Genomic DNA, 14,720 nt, shown 5'->3' with positions numbered 1-14,720 from the left:
TCAGGCGTTGCCGATTGCGAGAAAATCCTCGGCCTTCAACGAGGCACCGCCAATCAGGCCGCCATCGATGTCCGGCATCGAAAACAGGTCGGCCGCGTTGTCAGGCTTGACGCTGCCGCCATACAAGATCGCCATCCGCCCCGCCACGCCGTCGTCGCGCTCGGCCACGCGGGCGCGCAGGAACGCATGGACGGCCTGCGCCTGCTCCTTGGTGGCGGTCTTGCCGGTACCGATGGCCCAGACCGGCTCGTAGGCCAGCACCACGCGGCCCAGCTGTTCGACCGACAGCGCATCGAGCACTGCCTGCAGCTGCCGCGCCACCACGGCCTCGGTCTGCCCGGCCTCGCGCTCGGCCAGCGTCTCGCCGACGCAGATCACGGGCGTAATGCCGAATTCCAGGGCCCGCAGGGCCTTGGCCGCAACGGTCCCATCCGCTTCCTGATGATAGGTGCGGCGCTCGGAGTGGCCGACGATCGCATAGCCGACACCGAACTCGGCCAGCATCGACGCCGCCACTTCACCGGTAAAGGCGCCCCGTGCTTCCGCAGACACATCCTGCGCACCCCAGGCGACCGCGGAGCCGGCCAGCAACGCCTGGCACTGCGCCAGGTAGGGGAACGGCGCACAAACGGCAAGGGTGGCACTCGCGCCGCCCTTGATGGCGTTCAGCAGGGCTTCGTTGGCAGCCAGGCTGCCGTGCATCTTCCAGTTACCGATGACGAGCTTTTGTCTCACGAGAGCGCCTCTCAGAATCAAACCCGCTATTGTAGCGTGGCAGGGGGGCCTGCGCTATGGATTGGAAGGAGGAGAAGGGGCGGCCGCCGGGCTGGCACAGGCCAGCAGCCCTCCCCCGGCCCTCTCCCGCCCTGCGGGAGAGGGGAGCTACCCCGCCAGCTTGCCAAAGTCCCTCGGTTTGCTCCCCTCGCCCGCTTGCGGGAGAGGGGCCGGGGGAGAGGGCAAACGACGCCTGCCACCCTTACCAGGTCAGCACGATCTTCCCGATATGCTCGCTGGACTCCATCAGACGGTGCGCGTCCGCGGCCTGCGCGGCCGGAAACACCTTGTGGATCACCGGCTTGATGCGGCCGTCCGCCAGCAGCGGCCACACGTGCTGATGCAGCGCACCGGCGATCTGCGCCTTGAACGACACGGGACGGGGCCGCAGCGTCGAACCGGTCACCGTAATGCGCCGGCGCAGGATATCGCCGAGCGGAATCTCGGCCTTGGCGCCGCCCAGCAGCGCGATGATGACGATACGCCCGTCGTCGGCGACGCAGGACAGTTCGCGGGCCAGATAGGGGCCGGCCACCATGTCGAGAATCACGTCGACACCGCGTCCTTCCGTCAAGGCCTTGACCTCCTCGACGAAATCCTGCGTCTTGTAGTTGATCGCCCGATCGGCCCCCAGGTCCACGCAGGCCTGGCACTTCTCGTCGCTGCCGGCGGTGACGAAGACCTTGTAGCCCATCGCCCTGGCGATCTGGATCGCGGTGGTGCCGATGCCGCTGGAGCCGCCCTGGATCAAAAGCGTCTCGTCCTTGCCGCGCGGACCGCCGCCAAGATTGCCGCGATCGAAGACGTTGCTCCATACCGTGAAGAACGTCTCGGGCAACGCCGCGGCCTCGATGTCGCTCAGGCCCTCGGGGACTGGCAGGCACTGGCCCAGCGGCGCCACGCACAGCTCGGCGTAGCCGCCCCCCTGCACCAGCGCGCAAACGCGATCGCCCGCTTTCAGGCCGAAGCGGTTGTCGGGGTGGGTCAGGTCGCCGCCAACCACTTCCCCCGCAACCTCCAGGCCAGGCAGGTCGGACGCGCCCGGCGGCACCGGGTAGTTGCCGGTGCGCTGGAACACGTCGGGACGGTTGATGCCGGCCGCGGTCACGCGGATCAGGATTTCACCGGGGCCCGGCGCCGGATCGGGGCGCTCGGTTGGCTGCAATACGTCTGGGCCGCCGTACTCGCGGATCTCGATGGCTCGCATGCTTTCTCCCTCAGGCGCGCTTGCTTCGCGGGCGCGCAGGTTTGATCGGCTGTCGCCGGGCAGTCACGTGCCCTGGCCGGCGCTCAGGCGGCAGTGTAAACAAAAAAGCGGCCGGGCATGGCCGGCCGCTCTTGCAACGCGGAACACATCGCTGCGCTCCGCGACTGCTGCTTGCTGCGATTACTGCTGCTCGCCCGTCGGGGTCGCGGCAGGCGCCGCGCCCTCGCCGTTGTTCAGCGGCGTGATGGTGCCACCCTCCTCGGCCATCGCCGCCTTCAGCGACAGACGCAGGCGGCCCTTCTCGTCGGCCTGGATCAGCTTGACGCGGACCTGCTGGCCTTCCTTCAGCCAGTCCTTGATGTCCTTGACGCGCTCGTTGACGATCTCGGAGATATGCAGCAGACCGTCCTTGCCCGGCAGGATGTTGACGATGGCGCCGAAGTCCAGCAGCTTCAGCACGGTACCGGCGTAGATCTTGCCCACTTCGGCTTCCGCGGTGATGCCCTCGATGCGGCGCTTGGCCTCGGCCATGCCTTCCGTCGACGTGGACGCGATGGTGATGGTGCCGTCTTCCTGGATGTCGATGGTGGTGCCGGTTTCCTTGGTCAGCGCCTGGATGGTCGAGCCGCCCTTGCCGATCACCTCGCGGATCTTGTCCGGATGGATCTTCATCGTGATCATGCGCGGCGCATGCTCCGACAGCTCGGTACGGGCGTGGCCCATCGCTTCCTGCATCTTCGCCAGGATATGCAGACGGCCTTCCTTGGCTTGCGCCAGCGCGACCTGCATGATTTCCTTGGTGATGCCCTGCACCTTGATGTCCATCTGCAGTGCGGTGATGCCGTTGTCGGTGCCCGCGACCTTGAAGTCCATGTCGCCGAGGTGATCCTCGTCGCCCAGGATGTCGGTCAGCACGGCAAAACGGTTGCCTTCCAGGATCAGGCCCATCGCCACGCCAGCGACGTGCGCCTTGACCGGAACGCCCGCATCCATCAGCGCCAGGCAGCCGCCGCAAACCGAAGCCATCGACGACGAGCCGTTCGACTCGGTGATTTCCGAGACCAGGCGGATGGTGTAGCCGAACTCGTCGTCGGCCGGCAGCACCGGGATCAGCGCGCGCTTGGCCAGGCGGCCGTGACCGATCTCGCGACGCTTGGGCGAGCCCACGCGCCCGGTTTCGCCGGTGGCGAACGGGGGCATGTTGTAGTGGAGCATGAAGCGGTCGCGGTATTCGCCGGCGAGCGCATCGATGATCTGCTCATCGCTCTTGGTACCCAGCGTGGCCACCACCAGCGCCTGCGTTTCGCCACGGGTAAACAGCGCCGAGCCGTGGGCGCGCGGCAGCACCGACGAACGGATCTCGATCGGGCGCACGGTACGCGTGTCGCGGCCGTCGATACGCGGCTCGCCGGCCAGGATCTGACCGCGCACGATCTTCGCTTCCAGGTCGAACAGGATGTTGCCGACCTCGACCTTGTCGAATTCGGCGCCGTCCTCGGCCATCTTCGCCTCGACGGCGGCGTAGGCTTCCTTCAGCTTCTGCGAGCGCGCGGACTTCTGGCGCAGCTGATAGGCTTCCTGCAGCAGCGGCGCACCGATCTCCGCCACGCGGGCGATCAGCGCTTCGTTCTTCGCGGCCGGGGCCCAGTCCCACTCGGGCTTGCCGCCCTCGCGCACCAGTTCATGGATCGCATTGATCGCGGTCTGCATCTGCTCGTGGCCATAGACCACGGCGCCCAGCATCACTTCCTCGGACAGCTGGTTCGCTTCGGACTCGACCATCAGCACGGCGCGCTCGGTACCGGCGACCACCAGGTCCAGCTCGGACGTCGCTTGCTGCGAGCGGGTCGGGTTCAGCAGGTATTGGCCGTTCTGGTAGCCGACGCGGGCAGCGCCGACGGGACCGTTGAACGGAATGCCCGAGACGGCCAGCGCGGCAGAGGCGCCGATCATCGCCGGGATGTCGGCCGGCACGTCGGGGTTCAGCGACACCACGTGGATCACGACCTGCACGTCGTTGTAGAACCCTTCCGGGAACAGCGGACGCAGCGGACGATCGATCAGGCGCGAGGTCAGGGTCTCGTTCTCCGACGGACGGCCTTCACGCTTGAAGAAGCCGCCCGGGATCTTGCCGGCGGCGTAGGTCTTTTCGATGTAGTCGACGGTCAGCGGGAAGAAATCCTGGCCGGGCTTGGGCTGCTTGGCGGCCACCACGGTGGCGAGCACCACCGTATCCTCGATATCGACCAGAACCGCACCGCCAGCCTGGCGCGCGATTTCGCCGGTTTCCATGCGGACCGTGTGCTGGCCCCACTGGAATTCCTTGACGACCTTGTTGAACATGGACATGCGTATTCCTTGTCTGCAAGCGCCCTCGCGGGCGCGGCCCCGCGTTATGCAGCCGCGGGCGAACTGCCGGATTTGTCGTCGGGCGCAGTTGCAGGGAAGTGCTATGCCATTCCAGCGGGCCACCGCGTCGGACTCGTCGCGAGACGTCCGATGGCACGCTGGAATGACACAAGGCCCTGATTCCTTGACCGACTCCGGTGTCAAAAAAACCTAAAGAACGAACTAAATTACTCCGTTGCACAACATGGCGCAACGGAGGCGCCGCGCCCCGCAGGGGAGCGGGGGGACTTACCGATGTGAAACAAACACCACTTGAACCCGCCGAAAACAAAATGCCTGCATCAGCAGTGCTGACGCAGGCATTTGGCGTCACGCCGAAGCGTGCGAGGGAGCGAACGACAGGGCGAACGCTGCCACCATCGGCCAGACCTTTACTTGCGCAGGCCCAGCTTTTCGATCAGCGCGCGATAGCGATCGGCGTCGTTCGACTTCAGGTAGTCCAGCAGGCGGCGACGACGGCTCACCATGCGCAGCAGACCGCGGCGGCTGTGGTGATCCTTCATGTTGGCCTTGAAGTGGGGGGTCAGTTCGTTGATGCGCGTGGTCAGCAGAGCGACCTGCACTTCGGGGCTGCCAGTGTCGTTGGTGCCACGGGCGAACTGCTTGATGACTTCGGACTTGTTGATATCTGCTACGGACATGATGTTTCCTTTCACTTGCGAACACGGCAGCCAGTCGGCCGCCAGTGTCGTGCTTGAAAAGCGCGGCAAACCTGCCGCGCCACGACTGCGCCGCCACAACCCCCCCACTTGGCAGGGCAACCGGGACGGCAGCCGCGCATTATAGCGCAAGCCGCTGGCGCGGGCAAAGCAGGCCCTGCCACGGCTGGCCGATGGCCGCTGGAAGGAAAGAAAGCGGCGGGGATTATCGGTCCCGGACCCGCACTCTCGACCGCGAGGCAAGGCCGCGCCGCTGCGGCCGCATTATCCGGCATGTCGCATCCAAACGGGAAAGGACATGCTCAGCAGCCAGGTTTCGCAATCCCGGATCGCGCCGCCCCATGACGCGACCTTCGCCCCCGCCTCGCCACAGGCTCTGAAGGCCGCGATCGTCGGCGGGGACGATGCCCGGGCCATCGCCATCGTCCGGGCCAGTCCCGCCCTCGCGTTCGCCAAGGACGCCGGCGGCAATACCGCGCTTCACCACTTCGCCCGGGGACTGGCGCCCCTCCCGGCGTCGCAGGTGACGAGCCGGCTGGCGTTGCTGGACTGCCTGCTGACCAACGGCGCCGAGTTGCACGTGCGGGACGGACAGGGCCTGACCCCGTTGCAACTCGCATTGCGCTCCGGCAGCGATCCCGGGCCTGCCATGGACATGCTGATGCGGGGCGCACGGGCAGACCTGCTCGACGAAGAGGGCAACAATGGGATGCACTGCGCCGCGATGCACCGCTGCTGCGCGGATGCGCTGCTGCAGTTGCTGGACCACCACGGATGGCGCGGGCTGCTCGACGTGCCGAACAACCGTGGCAGGACGCCACGCGATCTGGCCTTGCTCTTCCGCCAGCCGAGGGAGGTGGTGGTGCGCATCGACTGGCTGCTGACGCAGCAGCCCATGACGCCGTCCGGCGCCGTGCAGGGACCGTCCACCTCACCGACTTCGCCCACCCCGCCCGACTCGCCGCACGCCTCGCTGCCCACGTCGACGTCCGGCCCGCTTCGCCTGCGAGCGCTGCCGGCGCCCGTGCCGGCGCCTGGCGGCATCGCCGCCAGGCCGGACTGGCCGCACGCGCTGGAGATGGCGGGCAGGCTGCTGCACGACGGCGACACCGACCCGGCCGACTTCGAGCGGGTATGCGGGCACCTCGGCACGGTGGTCCGCGACTGGGCCGAGATCGACGGCGATGCGGAAGCCCGGACAGTCCACATGCGCGTGCTTCGCTATCTGACCATGCTGGTGGATCGGGCGGACCCCGGCAATATCCGCACCGTGCTGGCCCTGCTTGCTCGACTGAGGTCCCTCGCGCCCCGCATGGAGGCGCTTCATCCGGACCGTATGTTCGAGTTGCACATGGCGTGCTCCGCATTCTTCCTGCGGCATGACGATCCGGGCATGGCGGCAGGCTACGCCTGGCATGCCGGCCGCATCAGCGCGAGCGCCGGCACCGGGGCGGCGCAGCGGGTCGAGCGGGCGCTGACCGACAGCGAGTTCCGCCTCTGCGCGATGCACTTGCGTTGCTGGGCGACGGATGCACTGTCCCTGCTCGCTGAAACACTGGCGGCCTGCACCAGCGAAGGCGAGCGCGCGTCCCTGCAGACGCTGCCTGCCGTATTGAACCGGCTGTGCCGCCTGCTGACCGCATTGAAGGAAGCCAGTGCACTGTTGCGGTGCTACAGCTTGCCGGAACGATGCAGGGCGTTCGAGAGCCTGTTCACCGCGGCAGCGGCCGACGGGCTCGGCACCCGGATCAAGGACGCACTGCGCCAGGCGGCGCAGCGCCACGGGACCGGCCCCGGCTCGCCGTTTCGCGCTCTCGCCGACGCGATCCCCCCGCTCGCCACCGCGATGATCGCGCTCGATCTGCGCAAGCCGGCACTGAGCCTGTGCCATGCGGTGGTGCTGGAGATCAACCAGGCGCCGCTCCAGCCGGACGGGGACCGTTATGACCGCGCCCCGCACTGGGCGTTGCTGCTCTCCCGGCAGGAATCGCTTCCCGTCGCACCCGGCGCGCCGCCCGTGCTGTGGCGGGAATTTCGGCGGATTCTGGAGAATCATCGGGAAGCCATCGCCGCCGACGCAGGCCAGCTGCCCTCCATATCGGCCCACGATCCCGGCCTGCGGCAATGGGCGGTCCCCCTGCCCATCGAAGCCCTGCAGTCGCGCATTGGAGAAGGCTTCAAGACGCTGGCGGGCCGCATGCTGCAAACGTGCGAAAGGCTGATGCTGGCGCCGGCCCCTTGCGGCTTTGCAATGCTGGGCCTGGGCTCGATGAGCCGGGAGGACATGCTGCCCTGCTCCGACCTGGAGTATGCGCTGGTCATCGAGCAAGCGCTGCCCGCCGACAGTGCGGCTGCCCGGTGGTTCAGCGGCTTGCAGCGCTTGTTCGCCGCGATGATGGCGCTGCTGGGCGAAACGCCGATGCCAGGGGAGCACGGCATCGACATCCAGCCGGGGTTCCGGCTCGATGCGGCGCAGACCATGGCGTCCGGACAAAAGGAGCTGACCGGCTCGCCCGCCCAGTTGGCGGCGGCCGTGGTGAACCGGGTTCGCGTCAACGATCAGCAGCGGCGATACCTGCAGCAAGCGGGGGCCGCCGGCGCCTCCGGCGCCGCCCTGAGCGAGCTCGACCAGGACTTCACCTTTTCCCTGCTTGCGCCATGCCTTCTCTACGGCGAGGGGGCCTTGCTTGGCGCCTTCTTCGACGCGCTATCGCGCGCCGCAGGGGTGGACGGCGTGGGCAATATTGCCGTTTGCCAGCTGGCGGCCGACGTCGGCAAGCGGCGGCCAACGCGCCGGGATGCGCTCACCTTCGATCTGAAGGAGGCCTATTGCGGCCCGATTCACCATGTGCTGACGGCGCTGTCGCTGATCGCCGATGGCGAGATCCCGGCCGACCTGGTGCCGCGCGACCGGATGCCGGACGAGCCAGCGCTGCAACGGCTTGGAGACTTCGTGTCTCGACGCCGCATCGTGTGCGGCATGCTTGCCCGGCTGGATCTGCTGGGCCGCTTCACGCCCCAGTTCCTCGCCGACATGCGCTGGGCATTGGCCGCGATACACGGCATCCGGCTGCGCCTGCAGCTGCGGCACCGCAAGCCCGCCGACCTCGTGCAAGCCTCGGAACTGGATCCCGGCGAGCTTGCCGCGCTGCAGGCCATCGACGTGCGGGTGCTGTCGCCGTTGTTCCGTCTGCTTGCAAGATGGCTGGAACAGTTCAGCTTTCCCGCACGGCCTCCGGCAAGGCTGCTGTCGCATATCCGCAAGCCGGGTGCGACGGAGCCGGCCAGGGACGGCTTCGAGGTGCAGGAGGGGAAGCGGCCGGAGATCGCATCGGAGGCGCTCACCGACGAGGCCGTCACCAGCCTGGCCGTCACGCTGCTGCATCGCCGCGCCAGCACGGCGGCGATCGTCGCCGGGTATTGCGCCACGCTGCACCGATCCCCTCCGCAGCGCTATCTGCCTCGCTATCGGATCTGGGCCGACACCATGCAGGCGCACCCGGAAGGGGCGACCGTCATTGCCGCCCTTGCGCAGACGGCGGCGGTCAACGGCTGGCGCGCCGGATGGCAGGAGAAGGAGAGTGCCTTCATCACAGGGCTTGGGCGTTGGCTGGTGCGAAACGATGCTGCCCAGGTTCCGACCCTGACCTTGCCGGCCGCGTCCGGCGGGAGCGCCGCGCGCGTCGGCACGCTGCATCCCGCCATCCAGTCGCAACTGCTGGCTTCCGGGCGTCTGAAGGCCAAACCGCAGGGCCAGGGTGGCAGGCATACGGTGCTGCCGGTCAGGCTGGTGGACGAGACGCGCCGGTTGCATACCTGGTACGTCAAGGTGGCCCCGGAGAACGCGCCAATGGACTGGCTGGTGCACAAGCTGGATCAACGGCTGAGTGGCGGCGCCGGAACCGTGGAGAGCGCGATGGCCAACCTTTCGCTGGCCGATGGCGCCGTAGCGATACAGATCAGCGAGGGCGTGGAGGGCGCGACCCTGGCGGAGGTGCTGCTGCGCGCGCCGCATCTGCTCGGCGCGCTCGCGATGCCGTCGTTCACACGCACGCTGCTGCGCGTCATGTTGACCGATCCGGAGGACGACAAGGGCAGCGACTACTTCGTGGTTCCGGAGTCGCCGCACCGGATGGTCCTGCGGCGCATCGACAACGAGCGCGCGTTCTTTCCTGCCATGGAGGACCAGCGATGGGGCGCACCGCGTGCAAAGGTCAAGAGCCAGCTCTATTGCCTGGACCAGATGATGAAGCTGCTGGACGCCGCCGTGCTCAAGGAGTTCAGGTCGCTACGGCCGGACGATCTGCTGGAGGCATGGCTGGAGGACGCGCAACAGCTTGCACAGCGGATCGAGCCGATCTTCGGCGTGAACCAGAGGTCCCGCCATCTGGAACGGGACATGCCAAGCCTGCTGTCGGTCGCGATCCCGTACGAGCTGGAGAACGTGCTGCGGGAGCGATTCACCATGATGCAGGAAACCATCGACTGCGCCTTCGAGGAGGATGAGGTACCGACCGGTCTGGCACTCTTCAGCCGCAGCCATCCGGAACTGGCGAACCTGTACGCCGGCGCGTTCGTTCGCTTCCCGCTGGATGAAGCCATGCCCGGTCTTGCGCTGCAACGCTTCGAATGGCTGACCGCGGGCAGCTATGCCGGCAAGGACGCCAGCCGTTCCTTCTCCAGTCTGCCGGGAGGACAGGCGCTGGCGGCGCTGCACGGGAACCGTGCCGGGCGGCAAGACAGGACGCTGCACGATCTGCTGACCTATGGCGACCACTCGCCCAAGGTGGCGCTGGCACGCTTGCGCAATAGCACCATGCTGTCCTTCAACGCCATCGCGGCGGCACTGGCGCGCGGGGACGCCGGTGCTCCCGCGGCGTTCCGGGCGCTGCCCGTCTCGCAGAGGATCTTCACTTTCAACCTCCTGGCTGCGCGGCTCAAGCAGCGGCCAGAGGAGCGAAACCTGGACGCGCAGACCCGGTTGCTCGGCGCCATCGTCGGAATTCGCTTTGTTCGCCTCAATCTGTCCCAGTTCGCCGAAGCACTGACCGACGAATTGCTGCTCCCGATTGCACAAGGCGCGCGCGATACGCTGTGGGAGCTGAATCTCGGTGGCTGCACGCGGCTTACGCAAAAGGGAATTGTCGGGCTGGCGGAGTCCTGCAAGGGATTGCGCCGGCTTTACCTGCGGGATCTGGGGGCCGCGGCCAGCGGCAAACTCAGTCTCCTGCGCAAGCCGTTCCTGTCGCTCGGCACGCTCACCTTCCCCGCGCTGAAGCTGCTCGATGCCTCCGGCAGCACCGCGCTGACGGCAATCGAGATCCACGCGCCCAACCTGGAGCGCCTGATGTTGCGCGGCTGCAAGGCGCTGACCCAGGTAGAGACGGGTGCGCTCAGACTCAGGGACGCGGACATTGCCGGTTGCCCGCCCAGCCTCCGACTCCGGCTCTCGGACGACAGGGGGCACACCTATTCGATCCGCCCGATTACGGCGACCGCCAATGGTCCGGCCAGCGGGCCGCAGCCTCCTCTTCCCGCGTCACCTGTGCCGCGCAACGCGTCCGCGGACGACGCCAGGCCGGAGCCGCGGCTTCTGTCCGTGCTGCAATCGTTGGCCGGCGGGGAAGGCCAGGAGCGGCCCTTGACCGTGCAGACCCTGTTGCGGATCTGGTCGGCCGACCCGGAGCGGACTGACACCATGCTGATGGAAAGCATGGGCCATCCCGACGCGCCGATCCGGTGCGGCGCGTTGATCGCGTTGCGGCATGCAGTGGCGAGCCGATCCGCCGCCATGGGGGAAGCGCTGGTACCGCACATGATCGATCCGGACCCCGCGGTCCGGCGAGAAGCGCTGCTCTCCTATGCCCGACTGGTACCGCTGCAGGAACTCGAATGGGACCCGTTCGCCAATGGGCTGGCGGACACCGAGCTGCCCGTGAGGCTAGCGGCATTGGAAACGCTTGCAGAACTGGCCCCCCCTCCTCCCGTCTCCATCCGGGTCCGGCTGCTCAACATGCTGGTCGACGAGCTCCAGCCGATCGGCGCGGGTGCAGCGCGCGTATTGAAGCGCCACGACGTCGCGCTGCTGCGCGCGCATGTCGAAGGCATCCTGTCACGGACCAGCACCCCGGGGAACGATGCCGCCCATGCGGCCCGCACTCTCGCGCGACTCGCCGAGGTGGTACCGCAGGAAGCGCTGCAAGCCCTGCTGCAAATGGTCCGGCGTTACGATCCTGATCTGCCGGGGGAAGCCCTGCACGCCCTTGCGCGACTTGCCACTGCCTCCCCGGCCGAAGCGGCCCGCTGGCTGAGCAAGCTCGGGGAGAGACGACACGCGCCCGCAAGATGGATTGTCATCGCCGCACTGGAAGCACTGGGCAGGGAAGAGCCGTCCATGGCGGTCGACGCGATGCGGCTTGCCGCTCGCGGGCAGCCTGTCGAACTGCGGCTGCAGGCCATGCGCAGCATCGGCAATCTCGGCCGGCTCGACCCCGCCTGCGCCGTGCGCGGGCTGATGGAAGAAATGCACGGCGACAACCTGGTCCATCCGCGGCTGGAGCTGGAGCACATGCGCCTCGTGCTGCGGGATCTGGGCGAGGCCTGCCAGCAGCATGCCGATCCCGCGCTAAGGGCGGTGAATCGGCGGCTGGAACAGCTGTCGAGCGAGCCGGACGGGCAAGGGTAGGCGTATCAGGGCCTCTCCATCTGGCAGCGAGTTGCCAGCGTCGTCTGCGCGGCCTTCAGGCGCTTGACCGTCCGAAAGCCATAGCCCGACCCTTCGTTGTCGAAGCGGATATCGCCGCCCTGCTTCGCCATGATGGACACATAGAGCGGCTGCAGGACCTGGTGATCGTCCGCCCGGACGGTCGCGTCATGGAAGTCGTTGACGTAGCGCATGCCTTCCAGCGCCCGCGCGACCTTGACCGCGTCGGTCGATCCCGCCTTCTCGATGGCGCGCGCCAGCATCTCGATCATCATCTGCATGCGCAGATGGACGTAGTCGTCGCGCGGCTCGGGGTAGCGCTTGCGGAATTCCTGGTAGAAGGCGTCCGAGGCAGCGCCGCCCACGTTGGGATGCCACTCTGCGACCGCCAGCACCCGTCCCACGCCGGCATCGCCCATGGCGGCCGGTGCGCCCAGCCCGTTGCCGTAAAAGGTATAGAACCTGGCCGCAAGCCCGGCTTCACGCGCGGCCTTGACCATCAATGTCAAGTCGTTGCCCCAGTTTCCGGTAATCACGGCATCGGCGCCGGACGCCTTGATCTTGGCCACGTAGGGCGCGAAGTCCTTGATCTTGCCGATCGGATGAAACTCGTCGCCAACCACCCGGATATCGGGCCGCTTGGCGGCGAGCATGTCCCGCGCAAGCCGGGACACCTGGTGGCCGAAGCTGTAGTCCTGGGAGATGACGTAGACCTTGCGTACCGTGGCGTCCGAGCGGATTACTTCGGTCAGCGCCTCCATTCGCATGTCGGCGGAGGCATCGAAACGAAAATGCCAGAAGCTGCATTGCTCGTTGGTGAGTACCGGATCGACCGCCGAGTAGTTCATGAACAGCACGCGACCGTCCGGCTGGCGCGAATTATGGCGGTTGATCGCGCTGACCAATGCGCCTGCCACCGCCGAGCTGTTACCCTGCAGCACGAACGGAATGCCGCGATCGACCAGCGAGCGAAACTGGATCAGACTCTCGTCGACGTTGCCCTTGCTGTCGAACGTCACCAGCTCCATCGGCCGGCGCCCTTCGGCGGTCTGCACGCCGCCCCGGGCATTGACCCGCTCGATGGCAAGCCGAAGGTTGCGCACCACCGCCTCGCCGGCATTCGCGAACGGGCCGGACAAGCCGTCGATCATGCCTAGCCGGATCGGCTCCTGTGCGCCTGCCGCGGACGCGAACGCGAGGAGAACCGCCGCTGCCCACCGTTTCACTGCCATGACTGCCCCTGCTGACCTCGAAAGGGCAGCATGGTAAGGCAGCGGCACCGCATCTGACAAATGGACCGATCCCGCCAGGATCGCCCCTAAAAAGGCCGAGAACGCTACACTTGCGCTATCGATCGCGACGAAACAAGAGGTTTGCCATGAAAGCAACACATCGATGGCACCATGGGCTTGCGGCCACGACGCTTGCGCTGAGCGCCCTGCTCGGCGGCTGCGCCGTACTGCAGCCGGTGCAGGTAGGCCAGGAACTGATCGGCCGGCCCGAGAGTACCATCCGGGCCACCTTCGGGAATCCTACCGACGTGTTCAAGCTGGACGACGGGACAGTGCGATGGATCTATTCGAAGCAGCCCCTCGGCCAGCAAGCCTACGCCGCCGACTTCGATACCAGCGGAAATCTGACCAACTTCCGTCAGATGCTGCGCACACCCGAGCTGTACAAGGCGCAGATCGGCGTCTGGACCAAGAAGGACGTGGCGGAGCGGTTCGGCCTGCCCCGCGAGCCGGTTTCCTACTTTCCGCGGATGCGCAACGAAGTCTGGACCTACCGCTTTCTGCATGAGGACAACTGGCCGTCGCTGTTTCACTTCTACTTCGACGACGCAGGTATCGTGCGCAAGACGCAGATCACGCCAGACCCGTTGGCGGATCCGCGCGAAACGATCCGCTAGGGCGAGGGTCCGGATCGGCCATCATGTCCCTACCGCGACGGCGTGCCAGGAAACCTCGAATGGCGCGCTCGCCGCGGCCTCGGGACCTCCGGCGGTGGTGCGGTGCTCATGGGGCGAAGGCGTGCCGCTCGCGTCGGGCGCGCTCTCCAGATCGCAGCCGACCGTAACGTCCGGCTCGCAATCCACGACTTGCACGTCGAGCATTGCGAGTTCCGCGGGCAGTTTGACCTCGTCCTTCCTGTCGGTCTTGTCCGCGCGCATTGACTCGTCGTCCATCAGGTGCGGGGCCACCTCATCCCGCGTCTCAAGCGGCTCGTCGTGAACCTGCGCGTGAACCTGCGGCTCCGGCGTGTCCTGCACGGGTTCAAGTGGCTTGTCCTCCACGACGACGGGGCTGTCCGCTACCCGCTGCGCGTTCGTGCCTTCAGCGATAGCTTTCACCAACCCCAGCCGTCGCAGCGCAGGCTCGTCGGCAGCAGCGCCCTCATCGGCCTTCTTCTCCTCCTCGGCCAGATTCTTGCGGATCGCGGCCTCCAGCGCCTTCTGCTGTTCACAGGCCGTGCGGATTTCTGTCGAGAACAAGCCTCGGAGCGCATCCCAGAATGCCTGCCACAAAGGGAATCGCCCGCGAGAATAGTCCACCAGCGCCAGCCTGCCGGTTACCGTCTTCTCTACCTTGTACTCGCTGCCGCGGTGCGGCAGTCGCACCACCAGCAGCTTGCCGTTCCTCAAGTACCGGGTGATCGCCAGAGACAAGTCGGCACCCGGGGCACTCGCCATAGGCAGCGTCAGGTCGTCGTTCCTGGGGCAGAAGGCCTGTAGCGCGGTCGCGACCTGTTGTGTCACCTCGTCATCCGGACCACTATTCCCCAACAACGCAGCCCCTCTGTCTTCCCATTTGAGCTGGAACGTGTGGCCGCTCACCCGGAATGGCGCGCAATACTGGATCGATCGCGGCGCGCACTCACGCGGGCTCAGCGCAAGTTGCAACGCCCTTGGGGAAGGGAAGCGCAGCGATTCCGGGATATGGGATAGGGCAGGCATGACGTGATCTCACAG

8 protein-coding genes are annotated in these 14,720 nt (G+C 67.0%); 2 read left to right on the top strand and 6 right to left on the bottom strand.

Annotated features, from left to right (window positions below; genetic code table 11):
• The 4 genes from tpiA to rpsO form a co-directional block, all read right to left on the bottom strand.
• Window positions 1-735: a triose-phosphate isomerase gene (gene tpiA, locus K6V06_RS01925; RefSeq protein WP_222239870.1), complete on the bottom strand. Its 735-nt coding sequence runs from the start codon at window positions 733-735 to the stop codon at window positions 1-3.
• A gap of 241 nt (window positions 736-976) precedes the next feature.
• Window positions 977-1,981: an NAD(P)H-quinone oxidoreductase gene (locus tag K6V06_RS01920; protein ID WP_222239869.1), complete on the bottom strand. Its 1,005-nt coding sequence runs from the start codon at window positions 1,979-1,981 to the stop codon at window positions 977-979.
• Between the two features lie 180 nt (window positions 1,982-2,161).
• Window positions 2,162-4,330: a polyribonucleotide nucleotidyltransferase gene (pnp, locus tag K6V06_RS01915; RefSeq protein ID WP_222239868.1), complete on the bottom strand. Its 2,169-nt coding sequence runs from the start codon at window positions 4,328-4,330 to the stop codon at window positions 2,162-2,164.
• Between the two features lie 431 nt (window positions 4,331-4,761).
• On the bottom strand, window positions 4,762-5,031 hold the full coding sequence (gene rpsO / locus K6V06_RS01910) for a 30S ribosomal protein S15 (protein ID WP_222239867.1): 270 nt from the start codon (window positions 5,029-5,031) through the stop codon (window positions 4,762-4,764).
• 316 nt (window positions 5,032-5,347) lie between these two features.
• Between rpsO and K6V06_RS01905 the strand changes: the two genes are divergently transcribed.
• Window positions 5,348-11,734, top strand: a complete 6,387-nt coding sequence (locus K6V06_RS01905) for a DUF294 nucleotidyltransferase-like domain-containing protein (RefSeq protein ID WP_222239866.1) — start codon at window positions 5,348-5,350, stop codon at window positions 11,732-11,734.
• 5 nt (window positions 11,735-11,739) lie between these two features.
• On the opposite strand, the gene K6V06_RS01900 is transcribed toward K6V06_RS01905, so the two are convergent.
• Entirely contained in the window at window positions 11,740-12,984 is a 1,245-nt protein-coding gene (locus K6V06_RS01900) for a branched-chain amino acid ABC transporter substrate-binding protein (RefSeq protein ID WP_222239865.1), read from the bottom strand.
• Window positions 12,985-13,130: 146 nt separating this feature from the next.
• Here K6V06_RS01900 and K6V06_RS01895 point away from each other — a divergent pair, with 146 nt between their 5' ends.
• A complete protein-coding gene (locus K6V06_RS01895; RefSeq protein WP_222239864.1) occupies window positions 13,131-13,661 on the top strand; it encodes a hypothetical protein in 531 nt (176 codons plus the stop codon).
• 21 nt (window positions 13,662-13,682) lie between these two features.
• Here K6V06_RS01895 and K6V06_RS01890 read toward each other — a convergent pair whose 3' ends face one another.
• Entirely contained in the window at window positions 13,683-14,705 is a 1,023-nt protein-coding gene (locus tag K6V06_RS01890; RefSeq protein ID WP_222239863.1) for a hypothetical protein, read from the bottom strand.
• Window positions 14,706-14,720: the final 15 nt, after the last annotated feature.

The organism is Cupriavidus sp. AU9028 (assembly GCF_019795295.1).
Taxonomy (GTDB): domain Bacteria; phylum Pseudomonadota; class Gammaproteobacteria; order Burkholderiales; family Burkholderiaceae; genus Cupriavidus.
The sequence above is the reverse complement of the archived record's forward strand: the minus strand, read 5'-3'. Positions and strand labels throughout refer to the sequence as shown.